Genomic DNA, 25,910 nt, shown 5'->3' with positions numbered 1-25,910 from the left:
ATCGAGAGGGTTGATGGCGCGCAAAGCGCAACCGAAATTCCCGAAAAAACCGCCGGCGAACCCGGCGGTTTTTTTTCGCCCTTCGCCAGCCGGTCGACGCCGCAAGCCGCACCGCAGCCCCGACCGACACCACTGAACGACCTGAATCGATGCATCTGCCGCACGCCCGCTGACCGAACGGCGCCCGGAACCAAGGAGAAACAGCATGCCCCCGCACAATACCGACGACGTCCGCATTCGCGAACTCAAGGAACTGACGCCGCCCGCCCACCTGATCCGCGAATTCGCGTGCTCCGAAGCCGCGTCCGAGCTGATCTATCACTCGCGTCAGTCGATGCACCGCATCCTGCACGGGATGGACGACCGGCTGATCGTCGTGATCGGGCCGTGCTCGATCCACGACACGAAGGCGGCGATCGAATACGCGGGCCGGCTCGTCAAGGAGCGCGAGCGCTTCAAGGGCGAACTGGAAATCGTGATGCGCGTGTACTTCGAGAAGCCGCGCACGACGGTCGGCTGGAAGGGGCTCATCAACGATCCGCACCTCGACAACAGCTTCAAGATCAACGAAGGGCTGCGCACCGCGCGCGAGCTGCTGCTGCAGATCAACGAAATGGGGCTGCCGGCCGCGACCGAATACCTCGACATGATCAGCCCGCAGTACATCGCCGACCTGATCTCGTGGGGCGCGATCGGCGCGCGCACGACCGAGTCGCAGGTGCACCGCGAACTCGCGTCGGGGCTGTCGTGCCCGGTCGGCTTCAAGAACGGCACCGACGGCAACGTGAAGATCGCGGTCGACGCGATCAAGGCCGCGTCGCAGCCGCACCATTTCCTGTCGGTGACGAAGGGCGGCCATTCGGCGATCGTGTCGACGGCCGGCAACGAGGACTGCCACGTGATCCTGCGCGGCGGCAAGGCGCCGAACTACGACGCGGACAGCGTGAACGCCGCCTGCGCGGACATCGGCAAGGCCGGCCTCGCCGCGCGCCTGATGATCGACGCGAGCCACGCGAACAGCTCGAAGAAGCACGAGAACCAGATTCCCGTGTGCGCCGACATCGGCCGCCAGATCGCGGCCGGCGACGAGCGCATCGTCGGCGTGATGATCGAGTCGCACCTCGTCGAGGGCCGCCAGGACCTGAAGGAAGGCTGCGCGCTGACTTACGGCCAGAGCATCACCGACGCGTGCATCGCGTGGGACGACAGCGTGAAGGTGCTCGAAGGCCTCGCGGAATCGGTGAAGGCGCGCCGCGTCGCGCGCGGCAGCGGTAACTGATCGAACGTCAACAGGCTGACCGTATGGCCCCGCCTGGCGGCGAAATGGCCATGCGGCCAGCCTGCGGTCGGCGTGTCGCTCTGCTAGACTAGCTAACATCATCTAGCTAACCAGGGGATCGACCATGTCGACCGTCAACATGCACGATGCCAAGTCGCGGCTTTCCAGCCTCGTGGAAGCGCTTGAGTCGGGGCGCGAAGCCGAAGTCGTGATCGCCCGCAATGGTCATCCGGTCGCCCGGATCGTTCCGTACACCGCGCCGAAGCGGATCGGCGCAGCCCGTCAATTGCTTGCCGGACTGAACATTCCGACAAGCGTCGAGGCATTCAATGCCGGCGATGAATCGATCGCCGCCGACTTCGATGCCAGCTCGGACCAAGGGCTTGCACCGTGAAGCTGCTGCTCGATACGCACATCGCGCTCTGGGCGGCTGAAGGCGCGCCGCAACTTTCGGCAACCGCGGCCGCATTGATCGAACATCCCCAAAACACGCTGTACGTCAGCGCCGCGTCGATTTGGGAAATCGCGATCAAATACCGCAAAGGCAATCTGCCCGTCCATCCGAGAGATGCGCGTTCGGCATTTCGGCTTGCAGGTTTTGCGGAGTTGCCGATCAGCAGCGATCACGCCGAGGCAGTCGCCGCGTTGCCGGATTTCCCGGACCATGCCGATCCGTTCGACCGCATGATGGTCGCGCAGGCACTGCATGAAGGCATGCCGCTCGTCAGTGCCGATCCGAAGGTGTGGCGCTACCACGCAACGCTGATGTTGCGCGCCTGAAGTCGCCCCCCACGGCGCCGCAAGCAAGCAAAAAGCCCGGCTCGCGCCGGGCTTTTTGCTTGCGTCGTTGCACTGGCAGGGACCGGCCGTCAGCACATCACTCGATCGCACCCGACCCGAAGATCTCGGTGTGCACGCGTTCCGGCGCGACGCCGAGCGCGACGAGCGCGTCGCGCTGCGCCTTCATGAACGCGACCGGCCCGCAGATGTAGTAATCGGCTTCCGGCACCAGTGCGTACTGCTGCACGCGTTCCGACGTGAGGCGCCCTTCGAGGTCGTGGTCGATGCCGACGCGATCGTCCGGGCCGACCACTTCGTACAGCACCGTACGCTTGACGTTCGCGTGCTCGCGCGCCGCGTCGTTCAGCCAGTCGCGAAACGCGTGCACCGCGCCCGAACGGCACGCATGGACGAATCGCACGTCGCGCTTGCTGCCTTCGGCGATCAGCGTCGACGCCATCGACATCATCGGCGTGATGCCGACGCCGCCCGAAATCAGCACGACCGGCGTATCGGCATCGCGCTTCAGCGCGAAGTCGCCCATTGGCGCGGTCACCTCGACGATCGCGCCCTCTTCCACCCCGTCGTGCATCAGCGTCGACACCTTGCCGGCCGGGATCGCTTCCGGCTTGCCGGCTTCGCGCTTCACCGAAATGCGCAGCCACTTGCCGTGCGGTGCATCGGACAGGCTGTACTGGCGCGGCTGGTCGACGCCGAGATCGCCGACGAAGCGCTTCACCGTGACGTACTGGCCCGGCTCGAACGTCGGTGCTTGTCCGCCGTCGGCGGGCGTCAGGTAGAACGACGTGATCTCGTCGCTTTCACGCACCTTGCGTGCGACCTTGAACGGGCGGTAGCCGCTCCACGCGGCGTTCGCGTACAGGTCGGCCTCCGCGCCGATCATGATCTGCGCGAGCTGGCCGTACGCGACGCGCCAGGCTTCCAGCGTGTCGGCATCCACCGCGTCGCCGAGCACTTCGACGATCGACGCGAGCAGGTTCTCGCCGACGATCGGGTAATGCTCGGGACGGATGTTCAGGCTCGCGTGCTTGTGCGCGATGCGCGACACCGCGCCGCCCAGCGCGCCGAGGTTGTCGATGTTCGCCGCATACGCATAGACGGCCTTCGCGAGCGTCTCGGGCTGGCTGCCGGTCTGCTGGTGCGTCTGGTTGAACAGGTTCTTCAGTTCCGGATGACGCGCGAACATGCGCTGATAGAAGTGCTTCGTGATCGTCGCGCCGTGCTCGGCGAGGACGGGGGCGGTGGCCTTCACACGGGCCATCTGGTCAGCGGTGAGGTGGGTCATGTTCGTTCTCCGTTAAACATGCACATACGATACATGTTTAAACGCGCGCACCTGCCGGGCAAATTGTCGCAGTGCGCAAAAACGCGACGGCAGGCCCTAGCGGACGCGCCCGCGCTCCCACAGCACATCGGCGCCGCCGTCGGCGCGGTTCAGCACGCGCGCCAGCACGAACAGCAGGTCGGAGAGCCGGTTCACGTACCGCCGCGGCGCATCATTGAGCGTGTCGCCGCGCCCGAGCGCGACGATCGCGCGCTCCGCGCGGCGGCACACGGTCCGGCAGACGTGCGCGAGCGACGCCGCGCGCGAGCCGGCCGGCAGGATGAATTCCTTCAGCGGCGGCAGCGTCGCGTTGTAGTCGGCGAGCCACTGGTCGAGGCGGGCAAGATGCGTGTCGTCGATCACCGTATGGCCGGGAATGCACAGTTCGCCGCCGAGATCGAACAGGTCGTGCTGGATCGTCACGAGCGCCGTGCGCACGTCGTCCGGCAGCGTCTCGGCCAGCAGCACGCCGAGATTCGAATTCAGTTCGTCGACGTCGCCGATCGCGGCGATCCGCGCGTCGTCCTTGCCGATGCGCCGCCCGTCGCCGAGGCCCGTGGTGCCGTCGTCGCCCGTGCGCGTCGCGATCTTGCTCAAGCGGTTGCCCATGCGAATGTCCTCTCGTGCGCGGCCGCCGCGCGGCCCGGTTGGCTGGAACGCGATTATCGCAGCCCGCGGCGCAAGGCGCAGCGGACGTTACGGCGTAGAATGAGCCGACAGTTCGACAAGCAGTCAGGAGACATTCGTGAATCACCCTGCCCCGCCGGCCGCCATGCGCCGCCCGCTGCCCCCCGCCATGCTCGATGCGCTGCGCGCCGCCTTCGGCGAGCGCGTGTCGACCGCCGACGCGATCCGCGCCCATCACGGCCGCGACGAATCCCCGTTCGATCCGCAACTGCCCGACGCCGTCGTGTTCGCGCACAACACCGACGAGGTGCGCGAAGTCGTGTCGCTGTGCTCGCTCTACAGCGTGCCGCTGATCCCGTACGGCGCCGGCTCGTCGCTCGAAGGCCACCTGCTCGCGGTGCGCGGCGGCGTGTCGCTCGACCTGTCGGAAATGAACCGCGTGCTGTCGATCAACGCCGAAGACCTGACCGTGACGGTCGAGCCGGGCATCACGCGCAAGGCGCTCAACGAAGCGCTGCGCGACACCGGCCTGTTCTTCCCGATCGATCCGGGCGCCGACGCCAGCATCGGCGGGATGACCGCGACCCGCGCATCGGGCACCAACGCCGTGCGCTACGGCACGATGCGCGAGAACGTGCTCGGCCTGACCGCGGTGCTCGCGGACGGCCGCGTGGTCAAGACCGGCTCGCGCGCGCGCAAGTCGTCGGCCGGCTACGACCTCACGCGCCTGTTCGTCGGCTCCGAAGGCACGCTCGGCGTGATCACCGAGATCACGCTGCGCCTGCACCCGCTGCCCGAGGCCGTGTCGGCCGCGATCTGCACGTTCCCGACGATGGGCGACGCGGTGCGCACCGTGATCGAGACGATCCAGATCGGCGTGCCGATCGCGCGCGTCGAATTCGTCGATGCGCTCGCGGTGCGCTCGATCAACCGCCACTCGAACCTGACGCTGACCGAAGCGCCGACGCTGTTCTTCGAATTCCACGGCACCGACGCCGGCGTGAAGGAGCAGGCCGAACTCGTGCAGGCGCTGGCCGCCCAGAACGCCGGCCAGGGCTTCGAATGGGCGACACGCCCCGAGGACCGCAGCCGGCTCTGGTCCGCGCGCCACAACGCGTATTTCGCGATGCTGCAGCTGAAACCCGGCTGCCGCGCGGTGACCACCGACGTGTGCGTGCCGATCTCGCAACTCGCCGCATGCGTCGAGGAAACCGAGGCCGACCTGCGCGCGTCGTCGCTGCCCTGCCCGATCGTCGGCCACGTCGGCGACGGCAATTTCCACGTCGCGATCCTGATCGATCCCGACCAGCCCGAGGAGCTCGCCGAGGCCGAACACATCAACGACCGGATCGTCGAGCGCGCGCTGCGCCTGGGCGGCACCTGCACCGGCGAACACGGCGTCGGGCTGCACAAGATGCGCTTCCTGCCGAAGGAGCACGGCGACAACGCGATCGACACGATGCGCGCGATCAAGCTCGCGCTCGATCCGCGCAACCTGATGAATCCCGGCAAGATTTTCACGTGCTGACCCGGCGGACGTCGCGCCTCGCGCAGGAGACAGACCTCATGAACGCTCCCGTCGAACTGTCGAGCGCGGCCCGCGCGCAGCGCCAGCGCGAAGTCGTGCAGGCGCTGATGGCCGTGCTGCCGACGCACTGCCTGCTGTACCGCGACGAGGACACGGCGCCGTACGAATGCGACGGCCTGTCCGCGTACCGCCGGCTGCCGCTCGCGGTCGCGCTGCCCGAGACGGAATCGCAGGTGCAGCGGATCGTGCAGATCTGCCACCGCATGGAAGTGCCGATCGTGCCGCGCGGCGCCGGCACGAGCCTGTCGGGCGGCGCGCTGCCGATCGCGCTCGGCGTCGTGCTGTCGCTCGCGCGCTTCACGCGCATCGTCGAAGTCGACCCGTACGCGCGCACGGCCACCGTGCAGCCCGGCGTGCGCAACCTCGCGATCTCCGAGGCGGCCGCGCCGTACGGCCTGTATTACGCGCCCGATCCGTCGTCGCAGATCGCCTGCACGATCGGCGGCAACGTCGCGGAAAATTCCGGCGGCGTCCACTGCCTGAAATACGGGCTGACCGTGCACAACGTGATGCGCGTGCGCGCGGTGACGATCGACGGCGAGATCGTCGAATTCGGCTCGCTCGCGCTCGACATGCCGGGCCTCGACCTGCTCGCCGTGATGATCGGCAGCGAAGGGATGTTCGCGATCGTCACCGAGGTCACGGTGCGGCTGATCCCGAAGCCGCAGACCGCGCAGCTCGTGATGGCGAGCTTCGACGACGTCGTGAAAGGCGGCGAGGCGGTGGCCGCGATCATCGCGTCGGGCATCATCCCGGCCGGGCTCGAGATGATGGACAAGCCGGCCACGCAGGCGGTCGAGGCGTTCACGCACGCGGGCTACGACCTCGATGCGAAGGCGATCCTGCTGTGCGAATCGGACGGCACGCCGGAAGAAGTCGCCGAGGAAATCGTGCGGATGACGGCCGTGCTGCGCGAACACGGCGCGACGCGCATCCAGGTGTCGCGCAACGAACACGAGCGGCTGCGCTTCTGGTCCGGCCGCAAGAACGCGTTTCCGGCCGCCGGGCGCATTTCCGCCGATTACTACTGCATGGACGGCACCGTGCCGCGCCGCGCGATCGGGCCGCTGCTCGCGCGCATCGAGCAGCTCGAAACGCGCTACGGGCTGCGCTGCATCAACGTGTTCCATGCGGGCGACGGCAACATGCATCCGCTGATCCTGTACAACGCGAACGATCCGGACGAGTTGCACCGCGCCGAGCAGTTCGGCGCGGAAATCCTCGAATGCTGCGTGGAATTCGGCGGCAGCGTGACGGGCGAACACGGCGTGGGCATCGAAAAACTCAATTCGATGTGCGTGCAGTTCTCGCCGCAGGAGCGCGATGCGTTCTTCGCGGTCAAGCGCGCGTTCGATCCGGCCGGGCTGCTGAACCCGGACAAGGGCATCCCGACGCGCGCGCGCTGCGCCGAATACGGCCGCCAGCACGTGCGCGGCGGGCTGCTGCCGCACCCCGACCTGCCGCGCTTCTGAGCGGCGCGGCGGGTCGCGCCCCGCACCGGCCGCCGCGGGGCGGCGGGTCGGCCGTGCCTGCGCGGCGCGTGCCGGACGCCGGGCGCGCTTGCCGCCCGCGATACCGGGCTTAGGGATAGTCGCGATGTGGAATCGCGCCACCCCGGTACAATCGACCGGACAACGAAACGAGAAAGCAACGGAACATGGAAGAGGACGACATCGTCGCCGGATGGGCCGAGCGCATCCGTGCCGCCAGTGCCGACGGCCGGCCGCTGCGGATTCGGGGTGGCGGCACCAAGGACTGGTACGGCCAGGCGCTCGAGGGCGAAATACTCGACACGCGCGCGTTTCAGGGCGTCGTGTCGTACGACCCGGCCGAACTCGTCGTCACGGTCCGCGCGGGCACGCCGCTCGCGCAGCTTGAAACCGTCCTCGCCGAGTGCGGCCAGATGCTGCCGTTCGAGCCGCCGCATTTCGGCCGGGCGGCCACCGTCGGCGGCTGCATCGCGGCCGGCCTCGCGGGCCCGCGCCGCGCCACTTGCGGCGCACCGCGCGATTTCGTGCTCGGCACGACGCTGATGAACGGCCGCGGCGAAATGCTGCGCTTCGGCGGGCAGGTCGTGAAGAACGTCGCCGGCTACGACGTGTCGCGGTTGATGGCCGGCGCGCTCGGCACGCTCGGGCTGATGCTCGACCTGTCGATCAAGGTGCTGCCGATGCCCGTCGCCGAAGTCACGCTGAAGTTCGAGATGAGCGCGACCGACGCGGTACGCAAGCTCAACGAATGGGGCGGCCATCCGCTGCCGCTCAGCGCGAGCGCGTGGCGCAACGGCACGCTCGTGCTGCGCCTGTCGGGCGCGGAAGCCGCCGTCAAATCCGCGAAAACGCTGCTCGGCGGCGAAGTCGTCGACGCGGTCGAGGCCGAGCGCTTCTGGTCCGGCCTGCGCGAGCACACCGATCCGTTCTTCAACGGCATCCCGCCCGGCTATGCGCTGTGGCGTCTGTCGCTGCCGTCGATCACCGAACCGATGCACCTGCCCGGCACCCAGTTGATGGAATGGGGCGGCGCGCAGCGCTGGTGGATCACCGACGCCGACGCGCAAACCGTGCGCATGAGCGCGAAGCAGGCCGGCGGCCATGCGACGCTGTTCCGCGCGGGCGACACCTACGACCGGAGCGCGGGCGTGTTCACGCCGCTGCCCGCGCCGATGATGAAGATCCATCGCGGGCTGAAGAGCGCGTTCGATCCCGCGCGCATCTTCAACCGCGGCTGGCTTTACCCCGAGCTCTGAGGGCAGGATGCAAACGAACCTCGCCGATTTCATCCGCAACACGCCCGACGGCGACGAGGCCGACGCGATCCTGCGCAAGTGCGTGCACTGCGGGTTCTGCACCGCGACCTGCCCGACCTATCAACTGCTCGGCGACGAACTCGACGGCCCGCGCGGCCGCATCTACCTGATCAAGCAGATGGTCGAGGGCGCGGCCGTCACGCGCAGCACGCAACAGCATCTCGACCGCTGCCTCACGTGCCGCAGTTGCGAGACGACCTGCCCGTCCGGCGTCCAGTACGGCCGGCTCGTCGAGATCGGCCGCAAGCACGTCGAGGCGCAGGTGCAGCGCCCCGCGCAGCAGCGGCTGATGCGCCGCGTGCTCGCGAGCCTCGTGCCGAACGCCGCGCTGTTCTCGCCGATGATGCGGCTCGGCCAGCACGTGCGGCCGCTGCTGCCGAAGCGGCTGCGCGACAAGGTGCCGCCGCGCACGCGGCTGCTCGAATGGCCGCACCGCACGCATACGCGCAAGATGCTGATGCTCGGCGGCTGCGTGCAGCCGTCGATGCTGCCGAACATCAACATCGCGACCGCACGCGTGCTCGACGCGCTCGGCATCGAGACGGTCGTCGCACCCGACGCGGGCTGCTGCGGCGCGATCCGCCTGCACCTGAACTATCACGACGAAGCGCTCGACGATGCGCGCCGCAACATCGACGCGTGGTGGCCGCACGTCGAACAGGGCGTCGAGGCGATCGTGATGAACGCGTCGGGCTGCGGCGCGACGGTGCTCGAGTACGCGCACCTGCTGCGCGACGATCCGGCCTACGCGGAGAAGGCGCAGCGCATCGTGTCGCTGACGCGCGACATCTCCGACGTGCTGCTCGCGTTCGAGGCCGAACTCGCGACGATCGCACGGCGCCGCGCGATCCATACGGTCGCCTACCACCCGCCGTGCACGCTGCAGCACGGCCAGCAGTCGCGCGGCAAGGTCGAGCGCCTGCTGGAGACGCTCGGCATCGACGTGCGGTTGCCGGCCGACAGCCACCTGTGCTGCGGCTCGGCCGGCACCTACTCGCTGACGCAGCCGTCGCTGTCGTACCGGTTGCGCAAGCAGAAGCTGCTGAAGCTGCAGGCGCTCGAGCCGCAGATGATCGTGTCCGGCAACATCGGCTGCATCGCGCACCTGCAAAGCGGCACGCAGGTGCCGGTCGCCCACTGGGTCCAGCTCGTCGAGCATTTGCTGTACGGCTAGCGCCGGTTCCCGCTAACAACGGGCGGGCGCGCGGCGTCCGTATAATGAGCGGATCGATGCGCCGCGTATCGCGGCGCATCGGTTTCATGCCCGCTTCCGTGCTGCTTCCGTGCCTGCTTTCGTGCCCGTCATGTCCGATCTCGCCGCCCGCCTCGACTCCGTTCATCGCCGCATCGCCGACGCCGCCCGCGCGGCCGGCCGCGATCCCGCCACCGTCTCGCTGCTCGCCGTGTCGAAGACGTTTCCGGCCGACGACGTGCGCGCCGCGCATGCGGCCGGGCAGCGTGCGTTCGGCGAGAACTACGTGCAGGAGTCGGTCGACAAGATCGACGCGCTCGCCGACCTGCGCGCGAGCCTCGAATGGCATTTCATCGGCCCGCTGCAATCGAACAAGACGCGCCCCGTCGCCGAGCGCTTCGACTGGGTCCATTCGGTCGACCGGCTGAAGATCGCCCAGCGCCTGTCGGAACAGCGCCCCGCGCACCTGCCGCCGCTCAACGTGTGCGTGCAGGTAAACATCAGCGGCGAGGCGTCGAAGAGCGGCGTCGCGCCGGCCGACGTGGCCGAGGTCGCGCGTGCGGTCGCCGCACTGCCGTCGCTGCGCTTTCGCGGCCTGATGGCGATTCCCGAACCGGCCGACGACACCGACGCGCAACGCGCGCCGCATCGCGCGCTGCGTGCGTTGTTCGACACGTTGCGCGCCGGCGGCCTGCCGCTCGACACGCTGTCGATGGGCATGTCCGCCGATCTCGAGGCGGCCGTGCTCGAAGGCGCGACGATCGTGCGCGTCGGCACCGCGATCTTCGGCGCGCGCGATTACGCGCACTGACCACCGCGCCCTGTTCCGCCTTTCCGTTCACTCACTCGCTCATTCCCGACATCATGAAAATCGCATTCATCGGCGGCGGCAACATGGCCGCGGCCCTGATCGGCGGCCTGATCAAGCGCGGCGTCGCCGCGGACGGCCTGTATGCCATCGACGTCAACGAAGAGGTCCGCACGCGCGCGGCGCAGCAATTCGGCGTGCGCACCGGCGCGGCGATCGACGCGACGCTCGCCGATTACGACGCGATCGTGCTCGCGGTGAAGCCGCAGGTGCTGCACGACGTCGCGCGGGCGCTCGCGCCGCACCTGACGTCGCAGCTCGTGGTCAGCATCGCGGCCGGCATCCGCGGCACGGATCTCGCCCGCTGGCTCGGCGGTTACGCGCGCGTCGTGCGCACGATGCCGAACACGCCCGCGCTGGTCGGCATGGGCGTGACGGGCCTCGCCGCGCTGCCGGGCGTCGACGCCGCAGGCCGCGAACTCGCGTCGAGCGTGCTCGGCGCGGTCGGCGAGATCGTCTGGTTCGACGACGAATCGCAGCTCGACGCGGTCACCGCGATTTCGGGCAGCGGCCCCGCGTACGTGTTCTATTTCATCGAAGCGCTGCAGGAGGCCGCACGCCGCCTCGGCATGAACGACGAGCAGGGCCGCGCGCTCGCCGTCGCGACGTTCGCGGGCGCCGCGCAACTCGCCGCGCAGTCGGGCGAACCGGCGAGCGTGCTGCGCGAACGCGTGACGTCGAAGGGCGGCACGACGGCCGCCGCGCTCGCGGCGTTCGATGCGCAAGGCGTGAAGGAAGCGATCGTGCGCGGCGCGCTCGCGGCCGAAGCGCGCGCGAAGGAGATGGGCGACGAGCTCGGCCGCGCGTAAGCGCGGCAGCGGCGCCGGCACAACCGGCGCCGGACGTAAAAAAAGCGACCGTCAGGTCGCTTTGTCGTTGGCGCCGCGCGCAAGAACGCGCGGGGTGTCGTTCAACTGCCCGCCAGCAGGTAATGCGCGGCGATGCCCGCGAACAGCACGCCGCCGAGCCAGTTGTTGTGGCGGAACGCCGCGAAGCACGGCATCCGTTCGCGATCCTTGATCAGCGTGTAGTGATACAGCGCGCAGCCGACCGCCGCCGCCCAGCCCGCCCAGTACGCGAGGCCGAAGCCGAGCGTCACGCCGATCCACACGTAGATGCCGAGCGTCACCGCGTAGCACGCCATCACGGCCGCGACGTCGAACCGGCCGAACGTCAGCGCGGACGTGCGGATGCCGATCTTGATGTCGTCGTCGCGATCGACCATCGCATATTCGGTGTCGTACGCGACCGACCAGAAGATGTTCGCGACCAGCATCACCCAGGCGAGCGCCGGCACCGTGTCCTGCACGGCCGCGAACGCCATCGGGATGCCGAAGCCGAACGCGATGCCCAGATACGCCTGCGGAATCGCGAAGAAGCGCTTCATGAACGGATAGGACCCGGCGACGAACAGCGCGACCACCGACAGTTCCTTCGTCAGCGTATTGAGCGGCAGGATCAGCAGGAACGCGATGAACGACAGCCCGACCGCGATCGCGACGGCTTCCCATGCGCGGATCTTGCCCGACGTCAGCGGCCGGTCGGCCGTGCGCTTTACGTGGCGGTCGAAATCGCGGTCGGCGTAGTCGTTCATCGCGCAGCCGGCCGAGCGCATCAGCAGCGTGCCGAGCATGAAGATCACGACGAGCGGCCAGCGCGGGTGGCCGTCCGACGCGATCCACAGCGCGTTGAGCGTCGGCCACAGCAGCAGCAGGCTGCCGATCGGCTTGTCCATCCGGACGAGCCGCAGATACAGGGGAAAGCGGGCAAGCATGGCGAAGCACCGGGAACGGAATCCCGGCATTTTAGAGCCGAGCGGCGCTCCGCGTCATGTCGGTGCGACCCGCGGCCGGTGGCCGCGGCGGGCCGTGCAGCCGCGGCGGCCCGCTGCACGCGGCTGCACGGCGACGCGCATCAATCGGGGGACAGGGTCAAATACGGGCCGGTGCGAGCCAGCCTGCCGGCTTCGCCGCGCCCGGGCTTACGCCAGTAGCGACCGCAGCATCCATGCGGTCTTTTCGTGCGTCTGCAGGCGCTGGGTCAGCAGGTCCGCGGTCGGCTCGTCGCTCGCCGCGTCGGCGATCGGGAAGATTTCGCGCGCGGTGCGCACGACCGTCTCGTGCCCTTCGACGAGCTGGCGGATCATCTCCTCGGCGGCCGGCACGCCCTTCGCTTCCGGCACCGACGACAGTTTCGCGAAATCGGCGAACGTGCCGGGCGCGACGACGCCCAGCGTGCGAATGCGCTCGGCGACGGAATCGACCGCGAGCCACAGTTCGTTGTACTGCTCCTCGAACATCAGGTGCAGCGTGTTGAACATCGGTCCGGTCACGTTCCAGTGGAAATTGTGGGTCTTCAGGTACAGCGAAAACGTATCGGCGAGCAGGCGCGACAGGCCGTCCGCGATGTTCTTGCGGTCCTTGTCGCTGATACCGATGTTGATCTGCGTGGCGTTGCCTTTCTTGGCCATCTTCGGGACTCCTCATTCGAAATGTTGAACCGGCGAAAATGTGTCGAGCAATCCGCATGCCGCATCGTCCGGCATCCGTTCGCGACTCGCCAGTCGAGCGTCGCGAAGCCGTCGTCGCCCTACGCGAGCGCGTGCAGCGCCTGCGAGAGCAGCTCCGCCGCCCCGCCGGCGACGATCGCGAAGCCGACGGCGTAGCGCGCCAGCTCGAGCGGCGATCGCAGAATGGGCGACGCTGCGGCACGCATGTTGAGCATCATTTGCGTCATGGTCGTCACTCCTTGGACAAGACATCGTTCAGAAAAGAAGCGGCCGGTCGTTCGGCCGGCCGCTTCACGTACTGCGTTACTGCGCTACTGCATCAGCCTGCGGCCGGGTTCATGCGAGGTCGAAGCGATCGAGGTTCATCACCTTGTTCCACGCGGCGACGAAATCGCGCACGAACTTCTCCTGCGCATCCGCGCTGCCGTACACCTCGGCCAGCGCGCGCAACTGCGAGTGCGAGCCGAAGATCAGGTCGACGCGCGTGCCGGTCCACTTGACCTGGCCCGTCGCGCGGTCGCGCCCCTCGAACACGTCGTTCGCGGCCGACACCGGCTTCCACTCCGTACCCATGTCGAGCAGGTTCGCGAAGAAGTCGTTCGTCAGCGAGCCCGGACGATCGGTGAACACGCCGTGCTTCGAGTCGCCGACGTTCGCGCCGAGCACGCGCAGGCCGCCGACCAGCACGGTCATCTCCGGCGCCGTCAACGTCAGCAGTTGCGCCTTGTCGACCAGCAGCGCCTCGGCCGGCGTCTTGTACGCGCGCTTCAGGTAATTGCGGAACCCGTCGGCGAGCGGCTCGAGCACGGCCATCGCGTCGACGTCGGTCTGCTCCTGCGACGCATCCATCCGGCCCGGTGCGAACGGTACCGTGATCGCGACACCCGCGTTTTTCGCGGCCTGCTCGACGCCGGCGGCACCGGCCAGCACGATCAGATCGGCCAGCGACACCTTCTTGCCGCCCGTCTGCGCATCGTTGAACGCCTTCTGCACGCCTTCGAGCGTTTCGAGCACCGCCGCGAGCGCCGCCGGCTGGTTCACTTCCCAGTCCTTCTGCGGGGCCAGGCGGATGCGCGCGCCGTTCGCGCCGCCGCGCTTGTCCGACCCGCGGAACGTCGATGCGGACGCCCATGCGGTCGACACGAGCTGCGACACGCTCAGCCCCGTTGCCAGCACCTTCGCCTTCAGCGCGGCGACGTCGGCCTCGTCGATCAGCGGGTGATCGACGGCCGGGATCGGGTCCTGCCACAGCAGTTCCTCGGCCGGCACTTCCGGGCCGAGATAGCGTGCACGCGGGCCCATGTCGCGGTGCGTGAGCTTGAACCACGCGCGCGCGAATGCGTCGGCGAATTCGGCCGGGTTCTCGTAGAAGCGGCGCGAGATCTTTTCGTAGGCCGGGTCGAAACGCAGCGACAGGTCGGTCGTCAGCATCGTCGGGCGATGCTTCTTCGACGCGTCGTACGCATCGGGAATCACTTCGTCGGCATCCTTCGCGACCCACTGGTGCGCGCCGGCCGGGCTCTTCGTGAGCTCCCACTCGTAGCTGAACAGGTGCTTGAAGAAGTCGTTGCTCCACTTCGTCGGCGTCGACGTCCACGTGACTTCGAGGCCGCTCGTGATCGTGTCCTTGCCCTTGCCCGTGCCGAACGTGCTCTTCCAGCCGAGGCCCTGCTCTTCGAGGCCCGCGGCTTCCGGCTCGGGGCCGACGTTCGAGGCCGGACCGGCGCCGTGCGTCTTGCCGAACGTGTGGCCGCCCGCGATCAGCGCGACCGTTTCCTCGTCGTTCATCGCCATCCGCGCGAACGTCTCGCGGATGTCGTGCGCGGCGGCGACCGGGTCGGGGTTGCCGTCCGGGCCTTCCGGGTTCACGTAGATGAGGCCCATCTGCACCGCGGCGAGCGGGCTTTCGAGCTCGCGCTTGCCCGTGTAGCGGCTGTTCGGGCCGCCGCTCAGTTCCAGCCAGATCTTTTCCGAGCCCCAGTAGACGTCGTCCGGTTCCCACGTGTCGACGCGGCCGCCGGCATAGCCGAACGTCTTGAAGCCCATCGATTCGAGCGCCACGTTGCCGGTCAGGATCAGCAGGTCGGCCCACGAGATGTTGCGGCCGTACTTCTGCTTGATCGGCCACAGCAGGCGGCGCGCCTTGTCGAGGCTCACGTTGTCCGGCCAGCTGTTGAGCGGCGCGAAGCGCTGCTGCCCGCCGCCCGCGCCGCCGCGGCCGTCGGCCGTGCGGTACGTGCCGGCGCTGTGCCACGCCATGCGCACGAACAGGCCGCCGTAGTGGCCGAAGTCGGCCGGCCACCAGTCCTGCGACGTCGTCATCAGCGCGTGCAGGTCCCGCTTCACCGCGGCGAGATCCAGCTTCTTGAATGCCTCGGCATAGTCGAAATCCGGGTCCATCGGATCGGACAGCGCCGAATGCCGATGCAGGACGTTGAGGTTCAGCTGATTCGGCCACCAGTCCTTGTTCGTCGTGCCGCTGCCTGCGGTGTGGTTGAACGGGCACTTCGTTTCGTTCGACATGCTTTTTCTCCTTTACTTGCTCGTAGGCCCCCACGTGCCGGGCGCGGTTCGTGGTGCATTGCGGGGGGTAAGAAACGGAACAGGCGGGTCCTCCTGTCGTACTAGGGGTGGTCGTGCGCGGCCTGCGGCACGCATTCCCGACGCAACGCGCCGCAGGCGGGGCGCTCGCGCAAGCGGCTACCGGCGAGCATCGTGCCGGCGAGGCGGGCGGTTTGTCGGGGATCGGACATGCAATGCTCGCTCATGGCTCGACGACAGGTGAATCGGGGGAACACCGGGCCGGTGCGGCGGCACTCATCCGCCATGCACACGGTCCGCCAGGTACGCGAACGCAATCGGGCGCAGGCTGCGAACCGCGGCCCTGGCGCGATGTACGACCGTGTCGCGCGACGGGATGTTCCGCTGCGCGTGCTGCCATACCGACCGCATCATAACATCCTCCTTTGACGCTTGCATTCACCGTGCATCCCGCACGTCGGCTCGACGCCGATCCATGTAGAGGATTCTATCTATATCTATCAATTATTTGAATTTGATAAATTTCATCTATGCGATAGGGAAAAATAAACGGGGTCGCAAGACCCCGTTCATTACGCTGCCACCAGGCGTGCTCGGGCGTGCCCGTGTCAGTTCATCGTGGCCGGCATGTCGAGCTTCGCGACACCCGGCAGTTCGCACGCGGCGATCGCGTCGCTGATCGCGTCGATCGCGGGCATGCGCGTGAAGCTCTTGCGCCACACGAGCACCACGCGGCGATCGGGCACCGGTTCGTTGAACGGCACGTACGACAGCAGCTCGGCATCGGGGCCGTTCGCGCGCGGGCCGATCTCGGCAACGGACATCCGCGGCAGCACGGTGATGCCGACGCCGCTCGCGACCATGTGGCGGATGGTTTCGAGCGACGAGCCCTCGAAGGTCTTCTGGATGCCGTCGGCCGTCTGCGAGAAACGCATCAGTTCCGGACACACGCCGAGCACGTGATCGCGGAAGCAGTGGCCGTTGCCGAGCAGCAGCATGGTTTCCTGCTTCAGGTCCTCGGCGTCGATTTCGTCACGCTTCTCCCACGGATGGCCGGCCGGCAGCGCGACGACGAACGGCTCGTCGTACAGCGGCCGCACCATCAGGCCGGTTTCGGGGAACGGCAGCGCCATGATCGCGGCGTCGATCTCGCCCTGCTTCAGCAGTTCGAGTAGCTTCAGCGTGTAGTTCTCCTGCAGCATCAGCGGCATCTGCGGAACCCGCTGGATCATCTGCTTGACGAGCGTGGGCAGCAGGTACGGCCCGATCGTGTAGATCACGCCGAGGCGGAACGGGCCGACGAGCGGATCCTTGCCCTGCTTCGCGATCTCCTTGATCGCGAAGGTCTGCTCGAGCACGCGCTGCGCCTGGGTCACGATCTGGTCGCCGATCGGCGTCACGCTCACTTCGCTCGCACCGCGCTCGAAAATCTGCACGTTGAGCTCGTCTTCGAGCTTCTTGATCGCCACCGACAGCGTCGGCTGGCTCACGAAGCACGCTTCCGCCGCGCGGCCGAAATGCCGCTCGCGCGCAACCGCGACGATGTATTTCAGTTCAGTCAGCGTCATTGTGGGTCAATCAGAGATATACAGGCGATAGGTTTAATTTATACACCTGTTGGCCCCGGTTCGCCAACTTTCTCTGCATCGCGCTGCATCGACCGGCGGTTCTTCGATCCGGCCCCATATGGGTCGGATCACGCCTTCAGGTACTGCTCGCGCGCGCCGAGCCAGCGCGCCAGATGCTGCGTGACCACCTCCGGATACGCGGCAATCAGCCGCGCCGCGGCCTCGCGGGCCGGCTCGATCAGCCAGCCGTCGGTCTCGAGGTTCGCAAAGCGCAGCATCGCCGCGCCCGACTGGCGCGCGCCGAGAAATTCGCCGGGGCCGCGGATCTCGAGGTCGCGCCGCGCGATCTCGAAGCCGTCGGTCGTCTCGCGCATCGTTTTCAGCCGCTCGCGGCCGGCGATCGACAGCGGCCCGGTGTACAGCAGCACGCACACCGACGCGGCGGTGCCGCGCCCGACGCGGCCGCGCAGCTGGTGCAACTGCGCGAGGCCGAAACGCTCCGCGTGCTCGATCACCATCAGCGATGCGTTCGGCACGTCGACGCCGACCTCGATCACGGTCGTCGCGACGAGCAGTTGCACTTCGTTGCGCGTGAACGCGTCCATCACGGCCGCCTTGTCGGCCGGCGACAGCCGGCCGTGCACGAGGCCGACCTTCAGCTCGGGGAGCGCCGCGGCGAGCGTCTCGTAGGTTTCGACGGCCGTCTGCAGCTGCAGCGTCTCGCTCTCCTCGATCAGCGGGCACACCCAGTACACCTGGCGCCCGGTCAGCGCGGCCTCGCGCACGCGGGCGATCACCTCGTCGCGCCGCGCGTCGCCGACGAGGCGCGTCAGCACGGGCGTGCGGCCGGGCGGCAGTTCGTCGATCGTCGACACTTCGAGATCCGCGTAGTACGTCATCGCGAGCGTGCGCGGGATCGGCGTGGCCGACATCATCAACTGGTGCGGCTGAAAGTCGCGCGCGCCGTTGGCCGCGTTCGCGGCCTTCGCGCGCAGCGCGAGACGCTGCTCGACGCCGAAGCGATGCTGCTCGTCGACGATCACGAGGCCGAGCCGTGCGAATTCGACCGTGTCCTGGATGATCGCGTGCGTGCCGATCACGAGCTGCGCGGTACCGAGCGCGGCCGCCTCGATCGCCGCGCGCTTCTCCTTCGCCTTCAGGCTGCCGGCGAGCCACGCGACCGTGACGCCGAGCGGCTCGAGCCACGCGCGCAGCTTGCGCGCGTGCTGTTCCGCGAGGATTTCGGTCGGCGCCATCAGCGCGGCCTGGTAGCCGGCGTCGATCGCCTGCGTGGCGGCCAGCGCCGCGACGACCGTCTTGCCGCTGCCGACGTCGCCCTGCAGCAGGCGCTGCATCGGGTGCGCGAGCGTGAGGTCGTGCGCGATCTCGTCGACGACGCGCGCCTGCGCGCCCGTCAGCGTGAACGGCAGCGCCGCGTAAAGGCGCGTGGTCAGCGCGTCGGCGTCGCTCGCGGCGCGGCGCGGCATCGCGGGCGCCGCGCGCGTGCGGCGCTCCTCGTGCGCCCGCTTGAGCGACAGTTGCTGCGCGAGCAGCTCCTCGAACTTGATGCGCGTCCACGCCGGATGCGAGCCGTCCATCAACGCGGCTTCGTCGGAATCGACGCCCGGGTGGTGCAGGATGCGCACGGCCTGCTCGAGCGACGGCACGTCGAGCGGCTTCAGGTAATCGCGCTGGATCTCGGGCGGCAGCAGTTCGGGCAGCGACGTGCGCTCGACCGCGTTCTCGATCGCCTTGCGCAGATACGCCTGCGACACGCCGGCCGTGCTCGGGTAGACCGGCGTGAGCACCTGCGGCAGCGGCGCGTCGGCCTCGACGACGCGCACGGCCGGATGCACCATCTCCATCCCGAAGAAGCCGCCGCGCACGTCGCCGCGCACGCGCAGCCGCTGGCCGACGGCCATCTGCTTGACCTGCGACCCGTAGAAATTCAGGAAGCGCAACACGAGCTGCTCGCCGTCGTCGTCCCGGATCTTCACGACGAGCTGGCGGCGCGGCCGGTACGCGACCTCGTTGTCGAACACGACGCCTTCGGTCTGCGCGATGCCGCCCGGCAGCAGCTCGCCGATCGGCGTGAGCGTGGTTTCGTCCTCGTAGCGCATCGGCAGATGCAGCACGAGATCGATCGAACGCGTGAGGCCGAGCTTCGCGAGCTTGTCGGCGGTTTTCACCGGTTTGTCGGCGGCCGGCTTCTTCTTGCGTTTCGTGCCCGGTGCACCTGCTTCGTCGCTCGCGGCGGCGCCGTCGGCCTCGGGCGCGGCGGCCGCGGGCTGCGCGAGCCGTCCGTCGGCGCCGCGCTTCGGGCCGGCGCGGCGCACGCCGGGGCCAGCCGCGGACGGCGCGGGCGTGGCGGCATCGTCCGCGTCGAACGGATCGGCGGAATCGGCAACGGCAGCGGGGGAACGGCGTGGTGACACAGGCATCGGATCGTCTGGGTGCTTCGCAAGGCAAGTACAATAGCGGCTTTCACGTCGTCCGAACGAACGACGCCGGCCAGGCCGCGCATCCCGTCATCATAGCGGCTCGCGCGCGCCGATTACGCGTTTCCGCCCTGCCGGCGGCGCCCGCCGGCCGCTTCGAACCAGCCCGCATGTTCACGCTTTCCGATTTCGATTTCAATCTGCCGCCCGAGCTGATTGCCCAGACCGCGCTGCCCGATCGCACCGCGAGCCGCCTGCTCGAGGTCGACGGCGGCGTCGCGCCCGCCCGCCTCGTCGACCGCCATTTCGTCGAACTGCCGTCGTGCATCGCGCCCGGCGACCTGCTCGTGTTCAACGACACCAAGGTGCTGAAGGCGCGTTTCTTCGGCCAGAAGGCCAGCGGCGGCAGGATCGAGGTGCTGATCGAGCGCGTGACCGGCACGCACACGGCGCTCGCGCAGATCCGCGCGAGCAAGTCGCCGGGCGCCGGCACGACGCTGCGCCTGGCCGACGCGTTCGACGTGACGGTCGGCGAGCGCGTCGAGCCGTTCTTCACGCTGCATTTCCCCGCGCCGTGCCTCGAGCTGATCGAACAGTACGGCCGCCTGCCGCTGCCGCCGTATATCGAGCACGATCCCGATGCGACCGACGAAACGCGCTACCAGACCGTCTACGCGAGCCATCCGGGCGCGGTCGCGGCACCGACGGCCGGGCTGCATTTCGACGAGCCGCTGCTGGAGAAGCTCGACGCACTGGGCGTCGAGCGCGCGACGCTCACGCTGCACGTGGGCGCCGGCACGTTCCAGCCGGTGCGCGTCGAGAACATCGCCGAGCACAAGATGCACAGCGAGTGGTACGACCTGCCGCAGTCGCTCGTCGACAGGATCGCCGCGACCCGCGCGCGCGGCGGCAACGTGATCGCGGTCGGCACGACGTCGATGCGCGCGCTCGAAGCCGCCGCGCGCGCGGCCGACGAAGCGGGCCGCCCGCTCGCGGCGACGCAGGCCGAGACCGACATCTTCATCACGCCCGGCTACCGTTTCCGCGTGGTCGACCGGCTCGTGACGAACTTCCACCTGCCGAAATCGACGCTGCTGATGCTGGTGTCCGCGTTCGCGGGCGTCGAGACGATCCGCGCCGCATACCGGCACGCGATCGCCGAACGCTACCGCTTCTTCAGCTACGGCGACGCGATGCTGCTCACGCGGCGCGACACGCCGGAGGCGGCGGGCGCGTAAGCCCGGCAGGCGGCTCGTCCGCCGCGCACGTCACCCGCTTTTTCACTGCCGCCGGCTTCCCGGCGGCGTTTCAAACATGCGCCGGACTGTTTTCCGGTGGCAAGGAGAATGACGCGATGACCGACGGTTCATCCCACGATACGCACGCTGATGCGCACACCCCCGTCCAGGACCGCCCGGCGAACGGGCTCGAATTCGAACTGCTGACGACCGACGGCCACGCGCGCCGCGGCCGCGTGAAGCTCAACCACGGTACGGTCGAAACGCCGATCTTCATGCCGGTCGGCACGTACGGCACCGTGAAGGCGATCCAGCCGCGCGAGCTGCACGAAATCAAGGCCCAGATCATCCTCGGCAACACGTTCCACCTGTGGCTGCGCCCGGGCCTCGACACGATCGACGCGCACGGCGGCCTGCACGGCTTCATGGGCTGGAACAAGCCGATCCTGACCGACTCGGGCGGCTTCCAGGTGTTCTCGCTCGGCGACCTGCGCAAGATCACCGAGGACGGCGTCACGTTCGCGTCGCCGATCAACGGTGACAAGCTGTTCCTGTCGCCGGAAGTGTCGATGCAGATCCAGAAGGTGCTGAATTCCGACGTCGTGATGCAGTTCGACGAATGCACGCCGTACGCGACCGACGGCGTGCCGACGACGCACAAGGAAGCGGCCGATTCGATGCGCATGTCGCTGCGCTGGGCGAAGCGCTCGCTCGACGAATTCGACCGGCTCGGCAACCCGAACGCGCTGTTCGGGATCGTCCAGGGCGGGATGTTCGAGGACCTGCGCGACGAATCGCTCGCGGGCCTCGCGGAACTCGGTTTCCACGGCCTCGCGATCGGCGGGCTGTCGGTCGGCGAGCCGAAGGAAGACATGATGCGCGTGCTGCGCCACGTGGGCCCGAAGCTGCCGGCCGACAAGCCGCACTACCTGATGGGCGTCGGCACGCCGGAGGATCTGGTCGAGGGCGTCGCGAACGGCATCGACATGTTCGACTGCGTGATGCCGACCCGCAACGCGCGCAACGGCTGGCTCTTCACGCGCTTCGGCGACGTGAAGATCCGCAACGCGACGCACAAGAACTCGCTGAAGCCGCTCGATCCGACCTGCACCTGCTACACGTGCCGGAACTTCTCGCGCGGCTACCTGCATCACCTGCACCGGGTCGGCGAGATCCTCGGCGCGCAGTTGAACACGATTCACAACCTGCACTACTACCTGCAGTTGATGAGCGAGATCCGCGACGCGATCGAAACGCACACGTTCGACGCATTCCGGCAGCGCTTCGCGGAGGATCGCGCGAGCGGGGTCGACTGACGGGGCGGCAGCCCGCGCGCGGCGGCCGGCCGCATAGGACGAGTACTAAAAAACGGGTTCCGGGTGCCGGTTGCCGGCGCCAAACATTACAATTGCCTTTCCATACAAGTCGCAACGGTATCGGATCATGCTTTAACAGCTTGATCCGAAAGCGCATTTGCCGAGCCGTTTGCGCATGGGGCCGGTGGTAGAATAACCGGCTTATTTTTCGATCTTCCCCTACGGAGAGACCAACGTGCCGTTCATTTCCAATGCCTTCGCGCAAGGTGCCGGTGGCGCCGAATCGAGCCTGATGAGCTTCCTGCCGCTCATCCTGATGTTCGCGGTGCTGTACTTCATCATGATCCGTCCGCAGATGAAGCGCCAGAAGGAACACCGCAACATGCTCGCGGCCATGGCGAAGGGCGACGAAGTCGTCACGAGCGGCGGCCTCGTCGGCAAGGTGACGAAGGTCACCGAAGGCTACATCGGCGTCGAAATCGCCGAAGGCACCGAAATCACCGTGCAGAAGGCTGCCGTCACGACCATTCTGCCGAAGGGCACGATCAAGTCGCTGTAAGGCTTTCACCGAGCGTCCGGCTCCCCGCGCCGTGCCCGCCTGAGAGAGCGGGCCGCCGCGGCGCCGGACGCGACGCTTTCACGCCAACCACCCGTTCGGCCCCCTCATGAATCGTTATCCACTCTGGAAATATGTCGTGATGGTCGTGGCGCTCGCCATCGGCCTTCTGTACACATTGCCCAACTTCTTCGGCGAAGCGCCGGCGGTGCAGGTGTCGAGCGGCAAGGCCACGGTCAAGCTCGACTCGACCACGCTGACCCAGGTCGAATCGGCGCTCGCCGCCGCGCAGATCAAGCCGGACGACGTCACCTTCGAGAACACGGCGACCAACGCGAACATCCGCGTGCGCCTGAAGGACACCGATACGCAGCTGCGCGTCAAGGACCTGCTGCAGAAGTCGCTGAACGCCGACCCGAACGATCCGCAGTACGTCGTCGCACTGAACCTGCAGAGCGCGTCGCCGCGCTGGCTGACCGCGCTGCACGCGCTGCCGATGTATCTCGGCCTCGACCTGCGCGGCGGTGTGCACTTCCTGCTCCAGGTCGACATGACGGGCGCGCTCACGAAGAAGCTCGACTCCGACGCGTCCGACGCGCGCTCGCTGCTGCGCGACAAGAACATCCGCGACGGCGGCGTGAGCCGCGTCGAGCAATCCGTGGTCGTCAACTTCAGCGATGCGCAGACGGCCGAAGACGCCCGCAAGGTGCTCGCCGCGTCGATCACCGAGCTGCAATGGGCGACGCAGCCCGGCGGCGGCGGCACGCAGGTGGTCGGCACGTTCACGCCGGCCGTGCAGAAGTCCGTCGAGGACGCCGCGCTCAAGCAGAACCTGACGACGCTCCACAACCGCGTGAACGAGCTCGGCGTGTCCGAGCCGATCCTGCAGCAGCAAGGCAACGACCGCATCGTCGTCGAACTGCCGGGCGTGCAGGACACCGCGAAGGCGAAGGACATCATCGGCCGCACCGCGACGCTCGAGGCGCGCCTGGCCGACCCGATCAACACGCACCCGAACCCGAACGACCCCGTGCCGCCGGGCGAGGAGCTGTTCACGCAGGGCAACCAGGCGCCCGTGCTGCTGAAGAAGGACGTGATCTTCACCGGCGACCGCATCATCGACGCGTCCGCCGGCTTCGACGAACACCAGCGTCCGTCGGTCAACATCCGCCTCGACTCGGCGGGCGGCCGCTCGGTGCGCGCGGTGTCGCGCGAGAACATCGGCAAGCCGATGGCGATGGTGCTGTTCGAGAAGGGCAAGGGCGAAGTGCTGACGGTCGCGACGATCCAGTCCGAACTCGGCGACCGCTTCCAGATCACGGGCCAGCCGACGCCGCAGGCCGCGGCCGACCTCGCGCTGCTGCTGCGCGCCGGCTCGCTCGCGGCGCCGATGGACATCATCGAGGAACGCACGATCGGCCCGAGCCTCGGCGCCGACAACATCAAGATGGGCGTGCACTCGGTGATCTGGGGCTTCTGCGCGATCGCCGTGTTCATGATCGCGTACTACATGCTGTTCGGCGTGATCTCGGTGATCGGCCTGTCGGTGAACCTGCTGCTGCTCGTCGCGGTGCTGTCGCTGATGCAGGCGACGCTCACGCTGCCCGGTATCGCGGCAATCGCGCTCGCGCTCGGCATGGCGATCGACTCCAACGTGCTGATCAACGAGCGCGTGCGTGAAGAACTGCGCGCCGGCCAGCCGCCGCAGCTCGCGATCCAGTCCGGCTACGCGCACGCGTGGGCGACGATTCTCGACTCGAACGTCACGACGCTGATCGCCGGCCTCGCGCTGCTCGCGTTCGGCTCGGGCCCGGTTCGCGCGTTCGCGATCGTGCACTGCCTCGGTATCCTGACGTCGATGTTCTCGGCGGTGTTCTTCTCGCGCGGGATCGTCAACCTCTGGTACGGCGGCCGCAAGAAGCTGAAGTCGCTCGCGATCGGCCAGGTGTGGAAGCCGGAAGGCGCCGCTGCCGCCGCGTCGTTCGCCGACGCGGACGAATCGACCGACACCGCGCGCGCCGCGAAGCTCGCCGCCCCGGCGAAGGGCAACGCACCGCGCGCCGGCAAGCCGCAACTGCGCAACCGCGCGCAGCAGGGCGTGTCGCCGAAGAAACCGGGCTCGACCCAATAAGGCCCCGGAGACGAAGCCATGGAATTTTTCCGCATCCGTAAAGACATTCCGTTCATGCGGCACGCGCTGGTGTTCAACGTGATCTCGCTGGTCACGTTCCTCGCCGCCGTGTTCTTCCTGTTCCACCGCGGGCTGCACCTGTCCGTCGAATTCACCGGCGGTACGGTGATCGAGGTCCAGTACCAGCAGGCCGCGGAGCTCGAACCCGTGCGCGCGACGCTCGGCAAGCTCGGCTACGCCGACGCGCAGGTGCAGAACTTCGGCACGTCGCGCAACGTGCTGATCCGCCTGCAGTTGAAGGAAGGCCTCACGTCCGCGCAGCAGAGCGACCAGGTGATGGGCGCGCTGAAGGCGCAGAGCCCGGACGTCACGCTGCAGCGCGTCGAGTTCGTCGGCCCGCAGGTCGGCCGCGAGCTCGCGACCGACGGCCTGCTCGCGCTCGCGTGCGTCGTGATCGGCATCGTGATCTACCTGTCGTTCCGCTTCGAATGGAAGTACGCGGTGGCGGGCATCATCGCCAACCTGCACGACGTCGTGATCATTCTCGGCTTCTTCGCGTTCTTCCAGTGGGAGTTCTCGCTGGCGGTGCTCGCGGCGATCCTCGCGGTGCTCGGCTACTCGGTCAACGAGTCGGTCGTCATCTTCGACCGGATCCGCGAAACGTTCCGCCGCGAACGCAAGATGAGCGTGCAGGAAGTGATCAACCACGCGATCACGACCACGATGTCGCGCACGATCATCACGCACACGTCGACGGAAATGATGGTGCTGTCGATGTTCTTCTTCGGCGGCCCGACGCTGCACTACTTCGCGCTCGCGCTGACGGTCGGCATCATGTTCGGCATCTACTCGTCGGTGTTCGTCGCGGGCTCGCTCGCGATGTGGCTCGGCATCAAGCGCGAAGACCTGATCAAGGAAAAGAAGACCGCGCACGATCCGGACGATCCGAACGCCGGCGCGCAGGTCTGAGCGCCACGCCGTTTCGGCATCGACGCACAGCCGGCCCGTTCGGGCCGGCTTTTTTTAGGTTCATCGAGGATTACCGGGGAACGCGGCGCGAATCTTGAGGAAGAAGTATTCGTCGTCGCGGTACCCGTAAGCTCGACGCTTGATGACCTTGATGGTGTT

The 25,910-nt window shown here is 67.9% G+C and carries 23 protein-coding genes; 14 read left to right on the top strand and 9 right to left on the bottom strand.

What is annotated here, in order from left to right:
* Positions 1-205: 205 nt before the first annotated feature.
* From aroG to HWX62_RS32025, 3 genes are all read left to right on the top strand, one after another.
* The gene (aroG, locus tag HWX62_RS32035; protein ID WP_006476851.1) at positions 206-1,279 is read left to right on the top strand and encodes a 3-deoxy-7-phosphoheptulonate synthase AroG; all 1,074 of its coding nucleotides are present in this window, start codon (positions 206-208) and stop codon (positions 1,277-1,279) included.
* A gap of 124 nt (positions 1,280-1,403) precedes the next feature.
* Entirely contained in the window at positions 1,404-1,673 is a 270-nt protein-coding gene (locus HWX62_RS32030; RefSeq protein ID WP_059574295.1) for a type II toxin-antitoxin system Phd/YefM family antitoxin, read from the top strand.
* Positions 1,670-2,059 (top strand): type II toxin-antitoxin system VapC family toxin, encoded by a 390-nt coding sequence (locus HWX62_RS32025; protein WP_006476852.1) that lies wholly within the window; start codon positions 1,670-1,672, stop codon positions 2,057-2,059. Before HWX62_RS32030 ends, HWX62_RS32025 begins: the two co-directional genes overlap by 4 nt.
* A 97-nt stretch (positions 2,060-2,156) precedes the next feature.
* Here the strand turns inward: HWX62_RS32025 and hmpA are convergent, their stop codons facing one another.
* Both hmpA and HWX62_RS32015 read right to left on the bottom strand, forming a co-directional pair.
* Complete coding sequence (hmpA, locus tag HWX62_RS32020) at positions 2,157-3,365, bottom strand: NO-inducible flavohemoprotein (RefSeq protein WP_175933015.1); 1,209 nt, start codon at positions 3,363-3,365, stop codon at positions 2,157-2,159.
* 96 nt (positions 3,366-3,461) lie between these two features.
* Entirely contained in the window at positions 3,462-4,013 is a 552-nt protein-coding gene (locus HWX62_RS32015; protein WP_175933016.1) for a cob(I)yrinic acid a,c-diamide adenosyltransferase, read from the bottom strand.
* Positions 4,014-4,149: 136 nt separating this feature from the next.
* On the opposite strand from HWX62_RS32015, the gene HWX62_RS32010 reads away from it, so the two are divergent.
* The 6 genes from HWX62_RS32010 to proC all read left to right on the top strand — a co-directional run bounded on the left by HWX62_RS32010 (position 4,150) and on the right by proC (position 11,294).
* Positions 4,150-5,559 carry an FAD-linked oxidase C-terminal domain-containing protein gene (locus HWX62_RS32010; RefSeq protein WP_175933017.1) on the top strand — a complete coding sequence of 470 codons (1,410 nt, stop codon included), beginning with the start codon at positions 4,150-4,152 and terminating at the stop codon, positions 5,557-5,559.
* A gap of 38 nt (positions 5,560-5,597) precedes the next feature.
* Positions 5,598-7,091, top strand: a complete 1,494-nt coding sequence (locus tag HWX62_RS32005) for an FAD-linked oxidase C-terminal domain-containing protein (protein WP_175933018.1) — start codon at positions 5,598-5,600, stop codon at positions 7,089-7,091.
* 185 nt (positions 7,092-7,276) lie between these two features.
* Complete coding sequence (gene glcE / locus HWX62_RS32000) at positions 7,277-8,365, top strand: glycolate oxidase subunit GlcE (protein WP_175985330.1); 1,089 nt, start codon at positions 7,277-7,279, stop codon at positions 8,363-8,365.
* Between the two features lie 7 nt (positions 8,366-8,372).
* Positions 8,373-9,599 (top strand): glycolate oxidase subunit GlcF, encoded by a 1,227-nt coding sequence (glcF, locus tag HWX62_RS31995; protein WP_175933020.1) that lies wholly within the window; start codon positions 8,373-8,375, stop codon positions 9,597-9,599.
* A 130-nt stretch (positions 9,600-9,729) separates the two neighbouring features.
* Positions 9,730-10,428, top strand: a complete 699-nt coding sequence (locus HWX62_RS31990; protein ID WP_175933021.1) for a YggS family pyridoxal phosphate-dependent enzyme — start codon at positions 9,730-9,732, stop codon at positions 10,426-10,428.
* 53 nt (positions 10,429-10,481) lie between these two features.
* Positions 10,482-11,294, top strand: coding sequence for a pyrroline-5-carboxylate reductase (gene proC, locus HWX62_RS31985; RefSeq protein WP_175933022.1), 813 nt, complete (start codon positions 10,482-10,484; stop codon positions 11,292-11,294).
* Between the two features lie 101 nt (positions 11,295-11,395).
* Here the strand turns inward: proC and ubiA are convergent, their stop codons facing one another.
* The 7 genes from ubiA to recG form a co-directional block, all read right to left on the bottom strand.
* On the bottom strand, positions 11,396-12,259 hold the full coding sequence (gene ubiA / locus HWX62_RS31980; RefSeq protein ID WP_175933023.1) for a 4-hydroxybenzoate octaprenyltransferase: 864 nt from the start codon (positions 12,257-12,259) through the stop codon (positions 11,396-11,398).
* A 207-nt stretch (positions 12,260-12,466) separates the two neighbouring features.
* Complete coding sequence (dpsA, locus tag HWX62_RS31975; protein ID WP_175933024.1) at positions 12,467-12,955, bottom strand: non-specific DNA-binding protein DpsA; 489 nt, start codon at positions 12,953-12,955, stop codon at positions 12,467-12,469.
* A gap of 119 nt (positions 12,956-13,074) precedes the next feature.
* Complete coding sequence (locus HWX62_RS31970; protein WP_175933025.1) at positions 13,075-13,221, bottom strand: hypothetical protein; 147 nt, start codon at positions 13,219-13,221, stop codon at positions 13,075-13,077.
* Between the two features lie 109 nt (positions 13,222-13,330).
* Entirely contained in the window at positions 13,331-15,517 is a 2,187-nt protein-coding gene (katG, locus tag HWX62_RS31965) for a catalase/peroxidase HPI (protein ID WP_175933026.1), read from the bottom strand.
* Positions 15,518-15,618: 101 nt separating this feature from the next.
* On the bottom strand, positions 15,619-15,747 hold the full coding sequence (locus HWX62_RS33255; protein ID WP_279610485.1) for a hypothetical protein: 129 nt from the start codon (positions 15,745-15,747) through the stop codon (positions 15,619-15,621).
* A 396-nt stretch (positions 15,748-16,143) separates the two neighbouring features.
* On the bottom strand, positions 16,144-17,103 hold the full coding sequence (locus HWX62_RS31960; protein ID WP_006754461.1) for a LysR substrate-binding domain-containing protein: 960 nt from the start codon (positions 17,101-17,103) through the stop codon (positions 16,144-16,146).
* A gap of 128 nt (positions 17,104-17,231) precedes the next feature.
* Positions 17,232-19,544, bottom strand: coding sequence for an ATP-dependent DNA helicase RecG (gene recG / locus HWX62_RS31955; RefSeq protein ID WP_175985329.1), 2,313 nt, complete (start codon positions 19,542-19,544; stop codon positions 17,232-17,234).
* Positions 19,545-19,711: 167 nt separating this feature from the next.
* On the opposite strand from recG, the gene queA reads away from it, so the two are divergent.
* The 5 genes from queA (at position 19,712) to secF (ending at position 25,751) form a co-directional block, all read left to right on the top strand.
* Positions 19,712-20,779, top strand: a complete 1,068-nt coding sequence (gene queA, locus HWX62_RS31950) for a tRNA preQ1(34) S-adenosylmethionine ribosyltransferase-isomerase QueA (protein ID WP_175933029.1) — start codon at positions 19,712-19,714, stop codon at positions 20,777-20,779.
* A 116-nt stretch (positions 20,780-20,895) separates the two neighbouring features.
* Positions 20,896-22,095, top strand: a complete 1,200-nt coding sequence (gene tgt, locus HWX62_RS31945; protein WP_175933030.1) for a tRNA guanosine(34) transglycosylase Tgt — start codon at positions 20,896-20,898, stop codon at positions 22,093-22,095.
* Between the two features lie 235 nt (positions 22,096-22,330).
* Positions 22,331-22,654 carry a preprotein translocase subunit YajC gene (gene yajC, locus HWX62_RS31940; RefSeq protein ID WP_006476868.1) on the top strand — a complete coding sequence of 108 codons (324 nt, stop codon included), beginning with the start codon at positions 22,331-22,333 and terminating at the stop codon, positions 22,652-22,654.
* Positions 22,655-22,760: 106 nt separating this feature from the next.
* Positions 22,761-24,782: a protein translocase subunit SecD gene (secD, locus tag HWX62_RS31935; protein WP_175933031.1), complete on the top strand. Its 2,022-nt coding sequence runs from the start codon at positions 22,761-22,763 to the stop codon at positions 24,780-24,782.
* A gap of 18 nt (positions 24,783-24,800) precedes the next feature.
* Positions 24,801-25,751: a protein translocase subunit SecF gene (gene secF / locus HWX62_RS31930; protein WP_006482457.1), complete on the top strand. Its 951-nt coding sequence runs from the start codon at positions 24,801-24,803 to the stop codon at positions 25,749-25,751.
* Positions 25,752-25,910 lie beyond the last annotated feature (159 nt).

The organism is Burkholderia sp. BCC0506 (genome assembly GCF_902833145.1).
GTDB lineage: Bacteria > Pseudomonadota > Gammaproteobacteria > Burkholderiales > Burkholderiaceae > Burkholderia.
This window is presented reverse-complemented; position numbering and strand designations above follow the sequence as displayed.